We start from the raw sequence: 15,857 nt of genomic DNA, 5'->3' as shown, positions 1-15,857 counted from the left end.
CGCGATAAATCGCCGTCTCTACAAAACGACTGATTATTGTATAGACGGCGATTCATCGCGTCTCTTTCCAAAACAGAGAATCCTGATGACCCAATTAGGTTATTACTACACTACATATACAGTGAAATTAACTAGGTTATCTTGACCAAATCGCAGTGAATCGCCGTTAAGCAGCCGATACTGCATACCGGCAGTCAGAGGATTGTTGTTTAAATAAATACCATTTGTACTCATGTCAACAATCATGTAAGAATTTTGCGACCAGTCCCAATCGACTCGCGCATGACGACGAGAGACTATTCCCTCACTGGGAATGCCGGTCAAGTCAATTTCTGGCGGCGCTATTCCTGGACTCTGACTGCGGCGACCAATATAACCTCCTTCCCCAACAAGGTGAAATTCCCTACCAGTGCTATGAATCAGCTTTAAGGCTGGCGCTCTTTGAGGCGGAGGGGTATAAACAGGTGGTGTTGGTTGATAGGAAACTCGTGGCTGATAGACTGTTGAATAATCAATGGGGGCTTGTTGGGGAGCTTGGTAGTTAGGTTGCTCTGTAGGCGGCCGCTGATACTGAACAGGTGGTTGACTAGGTTGTTGTTGAATAGGTGGAGGTTGACTAGGCGGTTGTGGTGTAGGAGAAACTACATTACCCACAGGGGTGGAACACCAGGGACAAACCTTAGCATTGTTAGGCAGGGCGCGGTTAAAATATTCGCAACTAGGATTAGGGCACCGATTTGCAGGCATAAGAATTTATATCATCAGGCATAGGTTGTAAAGCTACAAGACCTACTTTACTAAGTAAACACTGACCCTGACGAGTAGTTAGCATCTGGGCAAATGTAGAACCACCAGGTAGGCGGTTGCTGTCTTTAGGGTACACTACAAAAATAGGGTATCCCAAGGGGTAGCTTTGGAAAGTTGTGACATCAACATAATAATCATCATGTTGACACAAATCATCTGAGGGATTTATTGAGCGGCGATCGCGCTTTTGAAACAGAGGTTGAATAGCAGACTTTTTAGCATCTGCGATCGCTAGAGGATAGCCAGTACACTGACTCGAAGTTTTACTGATAATCCCAAAACTGATAATACCAGTAGTTCGCCCATCTAAAGTTTCACTGCGTATCAAGTTTTGGGTTTTTGTTGTATCAAGTTTAGTAACTTTCGCTGCAAATAAAGCTTCGTCTTGAGGGGCATTTTGCAGAACTATTTGTTGAAATTTACTGATTGCTTCCGGTTCAGTTGGGGCAAAAGGCTTCACAGGCAGATTTGGAAGTTTAGGATTAATCTGCTGCCAATTAGTAATTTTGCCTGTATAAATTTGGCGCAATTGTTCAAGATTTATTTGCCCTCCAAGAGCATTGGCAAGATTTGAGTCTCTTTTATTAAATGCGACAAAAACAAGTAACCCATCATAGGCTACTGCTTTTTTCGCAAGTTTGTCTGTAATGTTGTCTACCAAACTAGTAATTGCAAAATCTTTTTTGTTTGTTTGGACTTCTTCGAGACTTTTAATCGGATTATTTATATTTGATGACAAAACAGATTTATAGTCAAATGTTGCTGTTGCATCTGGCTTTGGTCTAGTCAATAAATCTCCTAAACGGCTGTTGTCCACTAATTGCGTTAAAACAAAACTCCATGTACTATCTTTTTCTCCTGTGTAGGTAAATTGTCCAGAAGGAACGTTAGGGACTTCGGAAAAATTTCGCACAAGTCTAGACCATTGGATATATTGATTAGGATTATCTGTTTTCCTGCCCCAAAGCCAATACCAAATTCCTCCACCAAGTAGTAATAAAAATAGGATTACTAGCAAAAGTAAGGGCGTTGGCAAAGGCTTTTTTATTTCTTGAGAACCTGGCGATCGCACTGAACTTGAACTTTTAGCACGATCTTCTTGAGGAAGTTCTAGCAGTGCTTTACGAGCCGCTTCTGCACTCTCAAAAGGGGTTTCTAGCCCAATTAAGCGATAAATAAACTGCTTTAAATAGCTATCGGTATCCGGACATTGTTGATGATCTCTAGGGTCGAGAGGCTGGTTAGATGAAAAATTAGTTGTTCGCCCTACCCATAAATAAAAGGCTAATAATCCTAACGCTTCTAAATCTTGGTCAGGTCTGACGGGAGCAGGTTGAGGAATAAGCGGGGGAATAAATAAGTTTTCCCAGATAGCTAAATCACAAAAATATATAGAAAATTTTTGATTATTTTCTACTTTAATTAAAGTACTATCTAAATTGATATTGCCGTGAGTGATACCTAGTTGTGTTTGATTGGAGGGAAAACGCAGCTTTTGAGTGTGGAGAAACTGGAGAGTTTGTAAACCTTGATTGAGTACCTCACGCACATCAAGAGATGTCATTGCTCCTTTTTCTATGAGATACTTACCTAAAGTTTGAGATGACTCTATTCCTTGAGTAATAAGATAGCAGCGTTCTCCTTTTTCATCTGCGATCGCTTCTTTAGTTTCCACCAGACGGAAATTTTGAATTCGACTATCGGCTAAACTTATCCCACCCACCCGTTTAAAAGTCTCTTTCCGCTTTTGAGTCTCACTTTCATTAAAAGAACGATTGGGGAGCAAGTATTCTTTGATGATTACAGGTTCTTTGTCTTTAAGTTGAACACCTGAGTATAAGCGGCCTAAACCCCGTACACCGACAAAACTAGTTATTTGATAAGTTCCCTGACTTCCTTTAATCTCAGCCTCCTGTGGTAAAGTTGCTGGAAAACCACATTCCAAGCAAAATTTAGCACCCTTGATTTGCTGTGCCGTTTGGAAAGGGCGATCGCAACTTAAGGGAGAATTATACGAACAGGGGTATTCTCGATAAAAAGATTCAAATGAAGCCATATACAAAAAGTTTCGTGAATTGCCCCGATTACTGCCGTCGCGCTCAAGCGTGAACTAATCCTAACTTGAGGGCAGTCACAATAGCTTGAGTCCGACTAGTAACCTTCAATTTTTCAAAAATACTAGTGAGATGCGCCTTAACAGTAGCAACTGTTACATATAAATGTTTAGCGATTTTTTCATTAGAAGCACCTTGAGTTAACCAGTATAAAACTTCTTGCTCTCTTTCGGTTAAATGCACCTCATGACACGCTTTTACACAAGAATCTGAATAAGCCTGAAAAAACCGGAAAAATCGACTAGCAACTTCTGAAGGTAGATAAATTTCTGACCTAGTTACAGTGTCAATAGCTTCACACAATTGGGTTGCTACACGATTTTTAAACACATAACCTGCGGCTCCCCCCTGCATCGCTCTAAAAATCCAGTCGTCTTCTTGATGAGCCGACAATACTAAAACCTTCCCAGTGTAAGCAGTTTCTTTAAGACGTGCTAAAACTGTAATCCCATCACATCCTTTTAATTGCATATCCAGCAAAATTAAATCTGGACACTTCTGGGCTGTAAACTTTAAAACCTGCTCAACAGAATCGGCATCACCCATAACTTCTATAGGTAGTGCAGAATTAATATTATAAAAATTGAGTAGAGTACGTAACCCTTGACGGAAGCGTTCTTCGTCATCTACTAATAAAACTGAAAGTTTCTTACTATCATTAGCCATTTTTTTAAACTACGAATTACGAACTACGAATTAATTTACGCTCCTTGGTCGAGGCAAAATCATAGAGAATTGTGCCCCCTTTTCTGATAAAACTTGCGCCCAGATACTTCCTTGATGATCTAGAATAATTTTTTTAGCAATAGTTAAACCTAGTCCTGTGCCTCCTTTACGTCGGGAATAAAATGGGGTAAATACTTTTTGTAAATCTTCTTGAGATAATCCCGATCCTTGATCGGAGATTTTAATTAAAACTTCATCTTGAAAAATTTGCCAGCTACAAGTAATCGTTCCTGAATTAGGACTAAAATGAACAGCATTACTGAGGATATTGTCAAAAACTTGTTTCATTTGTAATCTGTCTATTTTTAGCAATGTTGATATATCAGGAATTGAAACTTGAAGTTTTTTCTGATTAATTAATGGTTGTAAATTTGTAATACTTTCAACTACCAAACTTCTTAAATCTTGAAGTGTCACCCTTAATTTTGAACTCTGACCACAATCAATCAGTTCGTTTAAATTAGTATCTAAATCTTGTATACTTTCGCCAATGATTGTTGCTTGCTGTTGCCAAGGGCTATCCTCTAACCCTAAGCATAAATTATGTGCATACAATCCTATAAGTCCTAGAGAGTTACGCAATTGATGTCCTACTCGATGCAGAATATCTTCTAGGAGTTGAATTTCAGTTTTTTGTCTTCCATAATTTAAGTAAATATCTACATACTTACTCAGGAGTATAGCAGAGCGTTTTACATATAATTCTAAACTCGATGAGAGAGGTTCATCAGTGATGATTTGAATGTATTCAGGCTTTTGATTTCTATAGGATATTGGGCAAATGTAAGAAATAGCTGAAAAGTCTTTCAGTTTAAATTTATGTAAAGTAAAAGTAGCCGGAAAATCTGTAAGCCACGCTTCTGACCGCAAATAAGCTAAAGTTTTTCGAGAAAAAGGAGCTTGGTCTTGACCATAATTTATAACTTCTTGATTAGTTTTCAATAATGGATCGTGATAGACAATCCGAGCAAATAAAATTGGATATTGACTAGTTAATTGCTCAGACTCAAGCTGACAAAAACTCTGAATATCTGAGGAATTCAAATAATTAGAGCCATTGTCTAGTTTTTGTACAGAAAAGCCTAGTGTCATAGCTTCACTCGCTTTTTGCAACCAAATGTTTTTAATCTTCTGCTGACCAGTATAAAATTATGCAGTCTCAGTAATGTTTATTTTTTTGTTAAGTTATCTTTTGAGATAATTCATCCAAATAATTACTAAGGTTTGTATTCACACGTGTATCAAGCCAACTTTGCTGTGTAAAAAAGTTTGTAGTAAGGACTTTAGTCCTATCTTAAACACTGAAATGCTTACTACGTACCCCAGCTTTCGTTAGCTTAATGGACTACTTAGGATGTCTTTTCAGCCATTAGTGTCAAGTTAAGATGAAATCACTGGGGTCAACTAGTATAGCTGGGGACACTTCTCTACGAGACGCTGCGCGAACGGCAAGCTCCCTTCGACTACCTCAGGGCGGCGCAGTGCATCGCTGGGGACTGGATGAAAAGTCTTTTTGTGTTTAGGTTTTATCCTCCTCAAATTAAAATTGAACAAAAATAATAAACGGCTGCCCGAATTCGATAAACGACACCCCGAATTCAATAAACGACTGCCCGAATTCAATAAACGACACCCCGAATTCAATAAACGACACCCCGAATTCAATAAACGGCTGCCCGAATTCAATAAACGGCTGCCCGAATTCGATAAAGGACTGCCCGAATTTAATAAACGACACCCCGAATTCGATGAACATACCTTTAACATTTGGGCTTCTGCCTTAACTTGACACCAATGCTTTTCAGCCCACCCCACATGAAAAAATGTAGTGTGTCCAATTAAGAACTGCTCCAGATTAATCTACAAACTGAAGTTGTTGCTTTACGGATTCTTGACCCAATACCCCATTTAAAAAATATCGACAAAAGTCTAATTAACTTTAGAAGACCGATACATATACTGTAGATGCATCTGGATTAGCTACCAGCAGAACACCTTCATGCTTATCTTCGTTCTTCAAACTTTAGCCGATATTCTAGCTGGAGGAACCTCACTTACCAGTACAGAGCAAATTGACTTTAGCCATCCTGGTAATCGAAGGGAAGAGGGAGCAGGGCCGACTCTCAATTTATATATTTTTGATATACGTGAGAGTAAGCAGGTACAACATTCTGGTAGGCAAGTTGAGCGCAAGCTAACACGCGCTCTACAACCTGCTACTGTAAATTGGGCACCCGCTTGGTTTGATGTTTCGCTGCTTTTAACAGCCTGGGATAGAACAGCTTTAGGTGAGCATCACTTTATTAGTGAGGCGTTGACTGTGCTGTTGCGCCATCGCACCTTGGAAGAGGAGTTTTTGGTTCCTGAATTACGGGGCTATGGTAATTTGAACATGACAGTTGCTCTAGAACCGCCAATTGAGATTGGCTCTTTATGGAGCGCTCTCAATGTGCCATTGCGTTCAGCCTTATATTTGACAGTTACAATACCCTTCGAGCCACAACCTACTCCAGTACCTTTGGTTTGGGAGCGAATTTTCAATTTACGAAATCAATCGTCTCGCGATAGTGACAGTCTAGTATTAACCAGGCGAGTTGCGATCGCGGGTATTGTCAAAAGTGCGGTGACAAATTTGCCGCTGGTAGCGACAGAAGTGGCTGTGAGAGGAACTGACAAGTCCATATCAACTACTAAAGAAGGGCTGTTCTTCTTTGAAGACCTTCATTTAGGTAATTATGTTTTGACTCTGAATCATCCTGGCTATTTACCTCAAAACGTCAATGCATTGGTAGATAACCAAAGTAATACTTTCAAAGAAATATTTCTAACTCCTGAATAATTAGATTTTTACTGACTTGGAGAGACTTTCATGGCTAGACTTGATTACTTTGCTCCTGGTGTTTATATCGAAGAAATTGACCGGGGTAGCCGACCAATTGAAGGTGTTAGCACAGCAGTTGCCGGATTTGTAGGCTTTACAGAAGACGTTCGCGGTGGGGCTGAGTTATACAAGCCCATGTTAGTAACCACTTGGACGCAATACTTAAACTACTTTGCCCGTCTCAACTCTGATGGCTTCACCGACTTCAACGCCTATTTACCCTTTTCAGTTTACGGCTACTTTATGAATGGTGGCGGTCGTTGTTGGGTAACAAGCATTGGAACTCAGTTACCAAACGCACCCAGACCCGCAACTCCAGAACCGGCTACCCTCAGAATCAACTCTAGAGGTAATCGTCCAGCCCTCCGCTTTACTTTGCGTGCTGAACAAGCATCAGGCGGATTAGTAAATCTTGTAATTATTGATGGTTCACCCCGCGCCCTACCTGAAGGTACTGAAGGAGAAGCGCCTCCAAATACAGGTGAATATTTTACTATCCAAATTCGTCGGGGAGATGAGCTTCTAGAGGAATACGAGAACTTGACAATGAACCGCGAACCTGCTGCTCAAGCAGCGACTTATGCGGTGACGGCATTGAGAAATTCGATGTACATCACCGTAGAAGACATAACTCAAAGTGGACAGCCTTTAGCTCGTCGTCCCGTGAATGGTCAATATGAACTAGCACCGCCCATTGTTGCCGCCCCACCCGATAGATTTTCGCAAAATTTAGAAGGGGTTCGAGACGATCGCACCGGGGTACGCGGTATCTTTGAAGTTGATGAAATCACAATGCTGGCTTGTCCTGATGTGATGCGGGCTTATCAAGAGCAGGTATTGAATTTAGATCAAGTCCACGGCATCATCGAACTGATGATTAGTATGTGCGAGGGTTCTGCCAGTGGCGATATTCCCAATCCGCCTAACCGGATGGTTGTACTGGATGCGCCACCGGATGCCGTCAAACCTCAGCAAGTAGTGGAGTGGTTGAATAGATTTAACCGTCGTTCGATGTTTGCGGCCCTTTATTATCCTTGGATTAAAGTACCTAATCCACGCGATCGCGGTAATCCAATTTTAGTACCTCCTTGCGGCCATGTGATGGGTGTTTGGGCCCGCACCGACGAAACCAGAGGAGTTTACAAAGCCCCGGCAAATGAAGTTCCCAGAGGCGTAATAGGTTTGGGCTATGACACCAACTTCCGCGAACAAGAACTATTAAACCCCCTGGGGATAAATTGTATTCGCAACTTCCCAAATCGAGGTATTCGTATTTGGGGCGCGCGCACTTTAGTTGAGCCAGATAAAACAGAGTGGCGTTACATCAGTGTGCGTCGGCTAATTAGCTATATTGAAAAATCTCTAGAATTAGGGACTCAGTGGGTAGTTTTTGAACCAAACGACCAAGATTTATGGGCACGTGTCACCCGCACCGTCAGTAATTTCTTAGAGCGTATCTGGCGTGAAGGTGCTTTGTTTGGGGCATCTCCAGCCCAAGCATTTTATGTCAAATGTGACGAAGAATTGAACCCACCAGAAACTAGAATTTTAGGACGTTTATATATTGAAGTCGGAGTTTGTCCCGTCAGACCAGCGGAGTTTGTTGTTTTCCGCATCAGCCAATGGAATGGCATTGAAGACAGCGAATAGGGCATTGGGCCTTCGGCATGGAGAAGAGACAAAGGAGACAAGGAAGAAGGGGGAGACAAAGCAGAGAGTTTCAATAATTCCTCCTTGTCCTCCTTGTCCCCCTTGTCTCCCCTGCTCCGGTCACTGAGCGTAGTCGAAGTGCTGCTCCTCTGCTCCGGTCACTGAGCGTAGTCGAAGTGCTGCTCCTCTGCTTCCCCATTCCCATTCCCATTCCCAAATTAACTACACACAAAGGAGTCTAAAAGTATGGCAGGCGAATTTTTAACCTCTTGTAAATTTTACTTCGAGGCTGACGGAATTACTGATAAATTCATCAAAGAAATTAGCGGACTAGGCGTTGAAAATACACCAGCGCAAGAAGTCCACGGTTCATCTAAGGGCGCTAAACTTATGCGTCAAGCTACACCAACTGTTGTTAAATTTACCAATATTACAGTAAAAGTCATCGCCACTGATGATATAGACCTTTATAAATGGTATCAAGATTGTAACGAAGACATGGGCGACCCTCGGAAGTGGGCACAGAATCGTAAGACTGGCTCAGTGGTTGCTTACGACCAACAAGGCTCTGAAAAAGCACGCTGGAACATTGTCAATTGTTATCCCTGTAAATACACCGGGCCTACCTTAACAGCCTCTGGTGGTGATATGGCAAATGAAACAGTTGAATTGGTTCACGAAGGAATTAAAAGGATCAAATAATTAGCATTTGCAGTAATTAACAGTGGTACAATCCGCAAGCCGAATTCCAGAAGTTCTGACAGCCCATCGGTTCTATTTAGAACTGACATTAGAAGGTCAAAATGATGCCAATTGTTTCTTTTTGGAGTGTCAAGGCTTTAAAAGAACACAAGAGGTTATTGAAATTACTGAAGTCACTTCTCAAACCTGGGGTACAAAAGGGCAATCAAAAGGTCAGGTGGTGAGAACTAAGCTTCCTAGTAATCCCAAGAGTGGTAATCTCATTCTGCGTAGAGGAACCACTAACTCTATGGATTTTTGGAAGTGGTTTGAAAAAGTCGAAAAGGGTAATTGGTCTCAGCAACGTAGACTTGTTGCTTTGTCTATTTATAATCAGGCAAATCAAGAAGTCGCTAGATTTGAGTTAGCCGGTGCTTGGCCTGCGAGTTACAAAATTGCCGATGTCAACGCCCGCAGCCATGACATCGAAATTGAGGAGGTGGAGGTTGCTTTTGAGGAATTTAAACGCGTGAAGTAATTAGGAGGATTATGTTTCCCACAGAGTTTGAATTTACACTGCCAAAAGGGTATCTAGACTCTGAAGGCAACCTCCACCGCAAAGGTGTAATGCGGTTATCAACGGCGATAGACGAGATTGCACCCTTGCGTGACCCACGTGTTAAAGCGAATCCCGTTTATGCCACAATTATTATCTTGGCGCGAGTGATTACCCACTTGGGTGCTTTATCAGAAGTGACCCCGGCAATCGTGGAAAACTTTTTTTCCCAAGATTTAAATTACCTCCAAGATTTTTACCGTCGAATCAATGGATTGGAAGGCGAAACTTCCATACCAGAAGATACAGTAAATTCTCCCGAAGCACTTCTTCATAATTGAATTGGGCATTGGGAATGGGGAGCATACTTCTCTACAAGACGCTGCGCGTAGCTTGCTTCCACGAAGTGGTACGACTCCGCTCAGTAACCGGAGCAGGGAGCAGGAAAACAAAAAATAAAGCCTCATTAGCCTCGTTCCCAGCCTGGAGGCTAGGAATGTATTCGCAGAGGTTCTACCTCTTGTCAACAAAAAGGAGGCTCCGCCTCCCAGCCTTCAGGCTGGGAACCAGTCAGAGACTCATACCCAATGCCCAAATTCAATAACCTATGCGCCGTAAAAAGGATACTCTCTGCACAGAATTTGCTTTCACTCTTCCTAGAGGATTGAGTGATGGCGAACAACGAGTACATCGTCATGGGGTGATGCGTTTAGCCACCGCCAAAGATGAAATTTTGGTGCAACAAGAACGCAAAGTTCAAGAAAATCCGGCTTACGGTGTTTTGGTAATGCTTGCAAGGGTTATCACTCGCTTGGGCAGTTTCAATTCTGTTAGTCCTGATTTACTCGAAGGACTACTCTTACATGACATTGCCTATCTCCGAGAATTTTACAATCGAATTAATCAACAAGGTAATGTACACATTCCGACACAATGTCCGCACTGCAATACTCAATTTTCAGTGGAGCTAGAACTAGCGGGGGAGTCGTAAGCTACCCCTCTGATACTTTATATGAGGAGGTAGCTTTTATTGCTTATCATTTCCACTGGTCACAAGATGATATTTTAAATTTAGAACATACTACCCGTCAGCGCTGGGTGGCAGAAATCAATAAAATTAACCAAAAATTAATATGAAAGTTAAAGTTAGCTACTCACCAAATTTAAGTGAAGTCAATGAAGTTGACCTTACCACAGAAACTCCAACGAGAGGAGAATGGCTAATAGGTCGTTCTCCTGATTCTGATTTACTTTTAGATAGCCCTGATATCAGTCGAGTCCATGCTAAGTTTTTTGTTAAAGGTGGAAATTACTACTTCTCTGACCTTGGCAGTCGAAATGGTTCAATAGTTAATGGAAAACAAGCTGAAAAAGATCGACTATATTCTTTGAGTGATGGAGATATTATTCGGATTGCAGATTATGTTTTGATTTTGGAAGCAGTTGTTCCCGCCTATGAGCAAGCAGAGACAGTCTTTAGAATTATAGATCCTTCACTGTTTTCTCGGCCGCGATCGCCTGAAAATATCAGCACTCCCAATGTCGTTAATCCAGCGCCTATTAGCCAAGAAATAGAAACACCTTCCCCAGAAATCAGCGAAATTTCAGAAGTTGTTTCGACTCAACCTGATGATGTCATCCCAGTTGTTGAGATAATCGCCCCTGAAAACATCATTCAGTCACCAGAAGCAGTTAGCGAAGTTCGACACGATGTGCGTAATGAAATTGTGGATTTGCGGACATTAGTTACACCAGAAGTCAGCGCCGATAGTGAGGAAGTCGAAGTTCCAGAAGTCAGCGAAGCTTCAGAAGTTTCTTTGCCTGAACCTGATGACGCCATCGCTGCACCTGAAAACATCATTGAAACTCCCGAAAATGAAAGTGTCCTTCCAGAAGCTAACCACGATGAGGCTGTAGACTTTAAAGCAGCACGGGTGACAGAATCTACTGTCGTACAACAGCGTAATATAAGTGCTATTCCAGAAACTGCCGATGACGAGAATGCAGAGTTAGAGGCAGCACTAGAAGCAGAAGTCACCTTTGTACAGCCACGTGATATTTTCAACGAAGTTCCTGCACAGAGTGCTATTCCAGAAGCAACCTCTGATGAGAATGCAGAGTTGGAAGCAGCACTTGCAGCAGAAGTCACCTCCGTACAGCCACGCGATATTTTCCACCAAATATCTGAGTCAGAAAGTGACATTCCCGAAGCTACTCATAATGAAGTCGTAGATTTGGATACGCCAGTCGCAGAAGAAAGCAGTGAAGTTGTTGAAGACGCAGAAATTCAGCCACCAGAAGCATTAAGCCAAGTTACACAGGATATCATTGATGAAGCGATAGATTGGGATGCGTCAGTTACAGCAGCAGATAGTGCAGATGTTGACGAAGTAGAACCTACTTCTGCGGTGGATGAAACAATCAGCGAAGTTTCTGAAGCATCAACTGCACCTGATGATGCCGTTGCGGAAGTTTTAAGCAATCAATACATTGATTTGAGTAATACAAGTACTGAAGAAGCCAATGTATATGTTGATGATGTTTCTGCACCAGTAAGTGAAGTTTCTGACTCAGCTGATATTCAATCTTTGGAAACAACAGAAAGTGGAGTTACTGAGAACCTCAGTCAAACTATTGAACAAATTTCTGAAGCAGAAGTAACTCAACCTGATGAAACTTCAGAAGAAACAAACGTCAGTGAGTCTCCTCAAGCAATCATTGAAAAAAATATAGTACTGATTGCTCATGAAAGCAAGAAATCAGAACTTGCTGAATTGGTTTCTCAGCATCAAGAATTTTTCGCGCAGAGTTTCACAATTACCTGGCCATCTGTCAGTGAAGTCTTACATCAGCAGGCAGGGATAACAATTAGTCAACAAACCCCCGCACCAACTTCTGGAGGATATCAAACAATTGCTTCATTGGTTGGAGCCGGAGAAATTGTAGCAGTTATTTTCCTGCGAGATTTACTGCAACCTCAGCCAGGTCAAGCAAATGAAGAAGCACTGTTAAGATTATGCACTATTAATCAAGTTTTATTGGCTACTAACTTGTCAACAGCAGAGGCGATTGTGCATTATCTGAAACACATATAGTAATTCTAAATGAGTTATGAACAAAAATATCCCCGACTTTTTAAAGAAGTCGGGGATTTGAGCATTTTGGTGTTTAAAAGTAAAATATGATTACTATATTTTTTGAAAAGTTGCAAATTGCGTAGAATAATTTCAATAATAAAATTTAATCTCAAAATATACGTATATTTTAAAGTAAAATGTATTTAAGAAAATGGTTGTAAATTTTAAAAGTTTATTTAGACAGCCAGTTATTCTTTCAAGTGCGATCGCTACAATTTTACTAGTAGGAATTCAAAAACTGGGGGTTTTCGAGCCTCTAGAAATGAAGGTCTACGACCAAATGATGCAATTACGTGCCGACCCAGGCCCAGACACTCGTTTGTTGATTGTTGCTTTAAGTGAAAAAGATATCCAAAAATGGAATTGGCCCCTGTCTAGCGAACTTCTAGACCGGCTATTAGGCAAACTTGAAGAATATCAACCGCGAGTCATTGGTCTAGATATTTTTCGTGACTTACCAGTACCGCCTGGTCATGACAAGCTACTGCAACGCCTCCAACAGAGCGATATCATCATTCCTATTTGCAAACATTCTGGTTCTAACAATCCGGGAATAGCCCCTCCAAAGGGCGTTGAAGCAGAGCGAGTAGGATTTAATGATGTTGTAGAAGATACTGATGCCACAATTCGCCGCAACCTCTTATTGGTAAGTGCAGAAGAATCCGATTCTTGTCAAAGTACCTATTCTTTTAGCTTACAACTAGCGCTCAAATATTTAGAAGTTGGAGGCATCCAACTAGAATTTACGCCCAAAAAGGAACTACAACTACGTAATACTGTATTTAAACCTCTGCAAAGTAACGCTGGCGGTTATCAGAAAGCAGATACCAATGGCTACCAAATCCTGCTTAACTACCGTTCTGGTCATCAAGTTGCCCAGCAGGTAACTATTACAGAAGTACTTGCAAATCAAGTTAAACCAGATTTAGTTAAAAACCGCATTATTTTGATTGGTTCAACAGCCAATAGTTTAAATGATATTTTTAATACGCCCTTTGCTAGCGGGAAGTCAGATAATTCTGGCAAAATGGCCGGAATTGAAATTCATGCCCACAGCGTTAGTCAAATTCTCAGTGCTGTTCTGAACAAACAACCTCTATTTTGGTTTTTGCCTGAGTGGGGAAAAGTCCTGTGGATATGGGGATGGACTGTAATTGGTGGGTTGCTGGTATGGCGGATTCAACATCCGCTAGGCTTAGGATTAGCAGCAGCAACAGCCCTGGCAGTATTATTTGGAGCCAATTTTGTCATTTTTACCCAAGCTGGATGGTTCCCAGTCATACCTCCGGCGTTGGGGTTAGTATTTACCGCCGGCAGTGTCCTTGCCTATAGTGCTTATCAAACCAAGCAAGAGCAAAAAGAAATTACCCAACGGGTTCAAGAACACCAACAATTAATTCTAGAATTGCAAGGTCTTTTACGGCAGCGTGGCAACGCCTCAAATGAAGCGCCAACGGTAATTGTTGATTCCATTGGGCAAGAAATTGCACTAGGAACGGTACTAAATAACCGCTACAAAATTACTCAACCCTTGGGTTCTGGGGGATTTAGCAATACTTATTTGGCTGACGATATCCAGCGTCCTGGTAATCCGCAGTGTGTGGTTAAACAGTTGCGACCTCCCCGCCAAGATGCAGAATATTTAAATGTAGTCAGACGCCTATTCGACGCGGAAGCAGAAATTTTAGAAACTTTGGGTAAGCACCCACAAATTCCCCAACTGCTAGCTTTTTTTGAAGAAAATCGGCAATTTTCCCTAGTGCAAGAATTTGTTCGAGGGCACGCTATGGATAAAGAACTAACTGCTGGGAAGCGACTAAAACAAGCTGAAGTTGTGGAAATACTCAAAGAAGTTTTAAACGTGTTGATTTTTGTTCACAGCTATGGCGTAATCCATCGAGATATCAAACCTAGTAACTTAATTAGGCGAGAATCAGATGGGCACATTGTTTTAATTGATTTTGGCGCTGTTAAGCAGATTCAACCCCAGCAGCAAGAAGCTCAGACAATTTCAATTGGCACTCCTAGTTATGCACCTTCGGAACAAATGAGTGGGTTGCCAAAACTCAACAGCGATATTTATGCGTTGGGAATTATGGGAATACAAGGTTTAACTGGGGTAGAACCTAGAGAGTTTCGTAGAGACACAAATATTGGTGAAATAATTATCCAAAGTCAAACTGATGCTAATCAACAGATTTGGCAACATTGGCGCGAATTCACTGACGCTACAGACGAGTTGGTTATTATTTTAAATAAAATGGTACATTTCGACTTCACTCAACGATATCAGTCAGCCGGAGACGTGCTTAAAAATCTCGAAGGTCTTTAGTACTTTTTTATCAACGCTAAATTGCTTAGAAAAAAGCTTAGTCATGTAAGTGACCAAGCTCTTAACTATTTCAATCAATTATTGCAGGTAAAGTAGTGCGTAGGCGTAGCCCGTCGTAGACATCGCAAGCAAATCATTAGTTAGCAGATTGTTCCAAATTCACTTTGACAACTTTATTCTTTTCTTGCTCAGTTTTAGGCAGTGTTAGATTCAAGATGCCATCTTTATAATCTGCCGTAACGTCAGTATTTTTAATCCGAGCAGATAGAGGAATTACGCGTTGAAATTTACCGTAATGAAACTCACTTCTGGTAACACCTTTTTCCTCTTTTTTCGTTTCGGACTTCCGCTCACCGCTAACGTAAACAGCATTTTCTGTGACTTGTACATCCAGGTCTTTAGCTTCTATCCCTGGTAGTTCTATCTTCAGATGAATCGCATCTTCAGTTTCTTGGATTTCAGCAGCCGGAACTTTAGTTAAGCTTTTGTCAAACAATGCAGATGGTAGTCTGGTATCTTCAAATAAACTATTGATTTGGTGCTGTAGAGTGTCAATTTCTCTCCAAGGATTCCAACGAACTATTGTCATAACTCTTCCTCGCATTAGTTACTATTGTTTAATAAGTTTTGCACTTAACCTTGTACTTAGATATTCATATTAGGTAAAGTTAAAGCTGCTGTAAATTCGGTTTTTGACACCAACTAATTGATGATTACCGTACCAAATTAGATAGAAAAAATTTTACGGTTTACTCTAATTTGTCTGTTCGGTAAACCAGAATAGACAAATTAAATTCAATTATACTAAATCAATAAATCTGCTGTTGAAGCGATAGCGCAGAAATACGATACCTCAGTTGGGCTATGCCTAAAACTAAGTAACAGCGCTGCATAAATTTTTAGATAACCTCAGTTAAATATATATCTGTTCAAGTTTGTCTTGAACTTTACTCCCGATTTATTAACCAACACA

At 41.1% G+C, this 15,857-nt stretch carries 15 protein-coding genes; 9 read left to right on the top strand and 6 right to left on the bottom strand.

Going from position 1 to position 15,857, the window contains the following annotated elements:
- Nucleotides 1-105: 105 nt before the first annotated feature.
- From V7K44_RS12955 to V7K44_RS12935, 5 genes are all read right to left on the bottom strand, one after another.
- Nucleotides 106-747: an FHA domain-containing protein gene (locus V7K44_RS12955; RefSeq protein WP_334931984.1), complete on the bottom strand. Its 642-nt coding sequence runs from the start codon at nt 745-747 to the stop codon at nt 106-108.
- A complete protein-coding gene (locus V7K44_RS12950; protein ID WP_334931982.1) occupies nt 725-2,863 on the bottom strand; it encodes a substrate-binding domain-containing protein in 2,139 nt (712 codons plus the stop codon). Before V7K44_RS12950 ends, V7K44_RS12955 begins: the two co-directional genes overlap by 23 nt.
- A gap of 43 nt (nt 2,864-2,906) precedes the next feature.
- Complete coding sequence (locus V7K44_RS12945; protein ID WP_334931980.1) at nt 2,907-3,587, bottom strand: response regulator transcription factor; 681 nt, start codon at nt 3,585-3,587, stop codon at nt 2,907-2,909.
- Nucleotides 3,588-3,617: 30 nt separating this feature from the next.
- On the bottom strand, nt 3,618-4,739 hold the full coding sequence (locus V7K44_RS12940; protein ID WP_334931978.1) for a sensor histidine kinase: 1,122 nt from the start codon (nt 4,737-4,739) through the stop codon (nt 3,618-3,620).
- Nucleotides 4,740-5,187: 448 nt separating this feature from the next.
- Complete coding sequence (locus tag V7K44_RS12935; protein ID WP_334931976.1) at nt 5,188-5,403, bottom strand: hypothetical protein; 216 nt, start codon at nt 5,401-5,403, stop codon at nt 5,188-5,190.
- 243 nt (nt 5,404-5,646) lie between these two features.
- Here V7K44_RS12935 and V7K44_RS12930 point away from each other — a divergent pair, with 243 nt between their 5' ends.
- From V7K44_RS12930 to V7K44_RS12890, 9 genes are all read left to right on the top strand, one after another.
- Nucleotides 5,647-6,486: a Pvc16 family protein gene (locus tag V7K44_RS12930; RefSeq protein WP_334931975.1), complete on the top strand. Its 840-nt coding sequence runs from the start codon at nt 5,647-5,649 to the stop codon at nt 6,484-6,486.
- A 30-nt stretch (nt 6,487-6,516) separates the two neighbouring features.
- Nucleotides 6,517-8,178 (top strand): phage tail sheath family protein, encoded by a 1,662-nt coding sequence (locus V7K44_RS12925; protein ID WP_334931973.1) that lies wholly within the window; start codon nt 6,517-6,519, stop codon nt 8,176-8,178.
- Between the two features lie 246 nt (nt 8,179-8,424).
- A complete protein-coding gene (locus tag V7K44_RS12920; protein ID WP_094331970.1) occupies nt 8,425-8,880 on the top strand; it encodes a phage tail protein in 456 nt (151 codons plus the stop codon).
- Between the two features lie 22 nt (nt 8,881-8,902).
- The gene (locus V7K44_RS12915; RefSeq protein WP_322686407.1) at nt 8,903-9,397 is read left to right on the top strand and encodes a phage tail protein; all 495 of its coding nucleotides are present in this window, start codon (nt 8,903-8,905) and stop codon (nt 9,395-9,397) included.
- Nucleotides 9,398-9,408: 11 nt separating this feature from the next.
- Nucleotides 9,409-9,756 carry a hypothetical protein gene (locus V7K44_RS12910; RefSeq protein ID WP_181931614.1) on the top strand — a complete coding sequence of 116 codons (348 nt, stop codon included), beginning with the start codon at nt 9,409-9,411 and terminating at the stop codon, nt 9,754-9,756.
- Between the two features lie 266 nt (nt 9,757-10,022).
- Complete coding sequence (locus V7K44_RS12905) at nt 10,023-10,406, top strand: hypothetical protein (RefSeq protein WP_094347971.1); 384 nt, start codon at nt 10,023-10,025, stop codon at nt 10,404-10,406.
- Nucleotides 10,349-10,552: a DUF6760 family protein gene (locus V7K44_RS12900; RefSeq protein WP_334931971.1), complete on the top strand. Its 204-nt coding sequence runs from the start codon at nt 10,349-10,351 to the stop codon at nt 10,550-10,552. Before V7K44_RS12905 ends, V7K44_RS12900 begins: the two co-directional genes overlap by 58 nt.
- Nucleotides 10,549-12,510 (top strand): FHA domain-containing protein, encoded by a 1,962-nt coding sequence (locus V7K44_RS12895; RefSeq protein ID WP_334931969.1) that lies wholly within the window; start codon nt 10,549-10,551, stop codon nt 12,508-12,510. The genes V7K44_RS12900 and V7K44_RS12895 overlap by 4 nt, the downstream gene beginning before the upstream one ends.
- A 193-nt stretch (nt 12,511-12,703) precedes the next feature.
- Complete coding sequence (locus V7K44_RS12890; protein WP_334931967.1) at nt 12,704-14,884, top strand: CHASE2 domain-containing serine/threonine-protein kinase; 2,181 nt, start codon at nt 12,704-12,706, stop codon at nt 14,882-14,884.
- A gap of 136 nt (nt 14,885-15,020) precedes the next feature.
- On the opposite strand, the gene V7K44_RS12885 is transcribed toward V7K44_RS12890, so the two are convergent.
- Nucleotides 15,021-15,473, bottom strand: coding sequence for an Hsp20/alpha crystallin family protein (locus V7K44_RS12885; RefSeq protein WP_334931965.1), 453 nt, complete (start codon nt 15,471-15,473; stop codon nt 15,021-15,023).
- Nucleotides 15,474-15,857: the final 384 nt, after the last annotated feature.

The organism is Nostoc sp. (assembly GCF_036917235.1).
Taxonomy (GTDB): Bacteria; Cyanobacteriota; Cyanobacteriia; order Cyanobacteriales; family Nostocaceae; genus Nostoc.
Note: the sequence above shows the minus strand (reverse complement) of the source record. Positions and strands in the feature narration are given on the sequence as shown.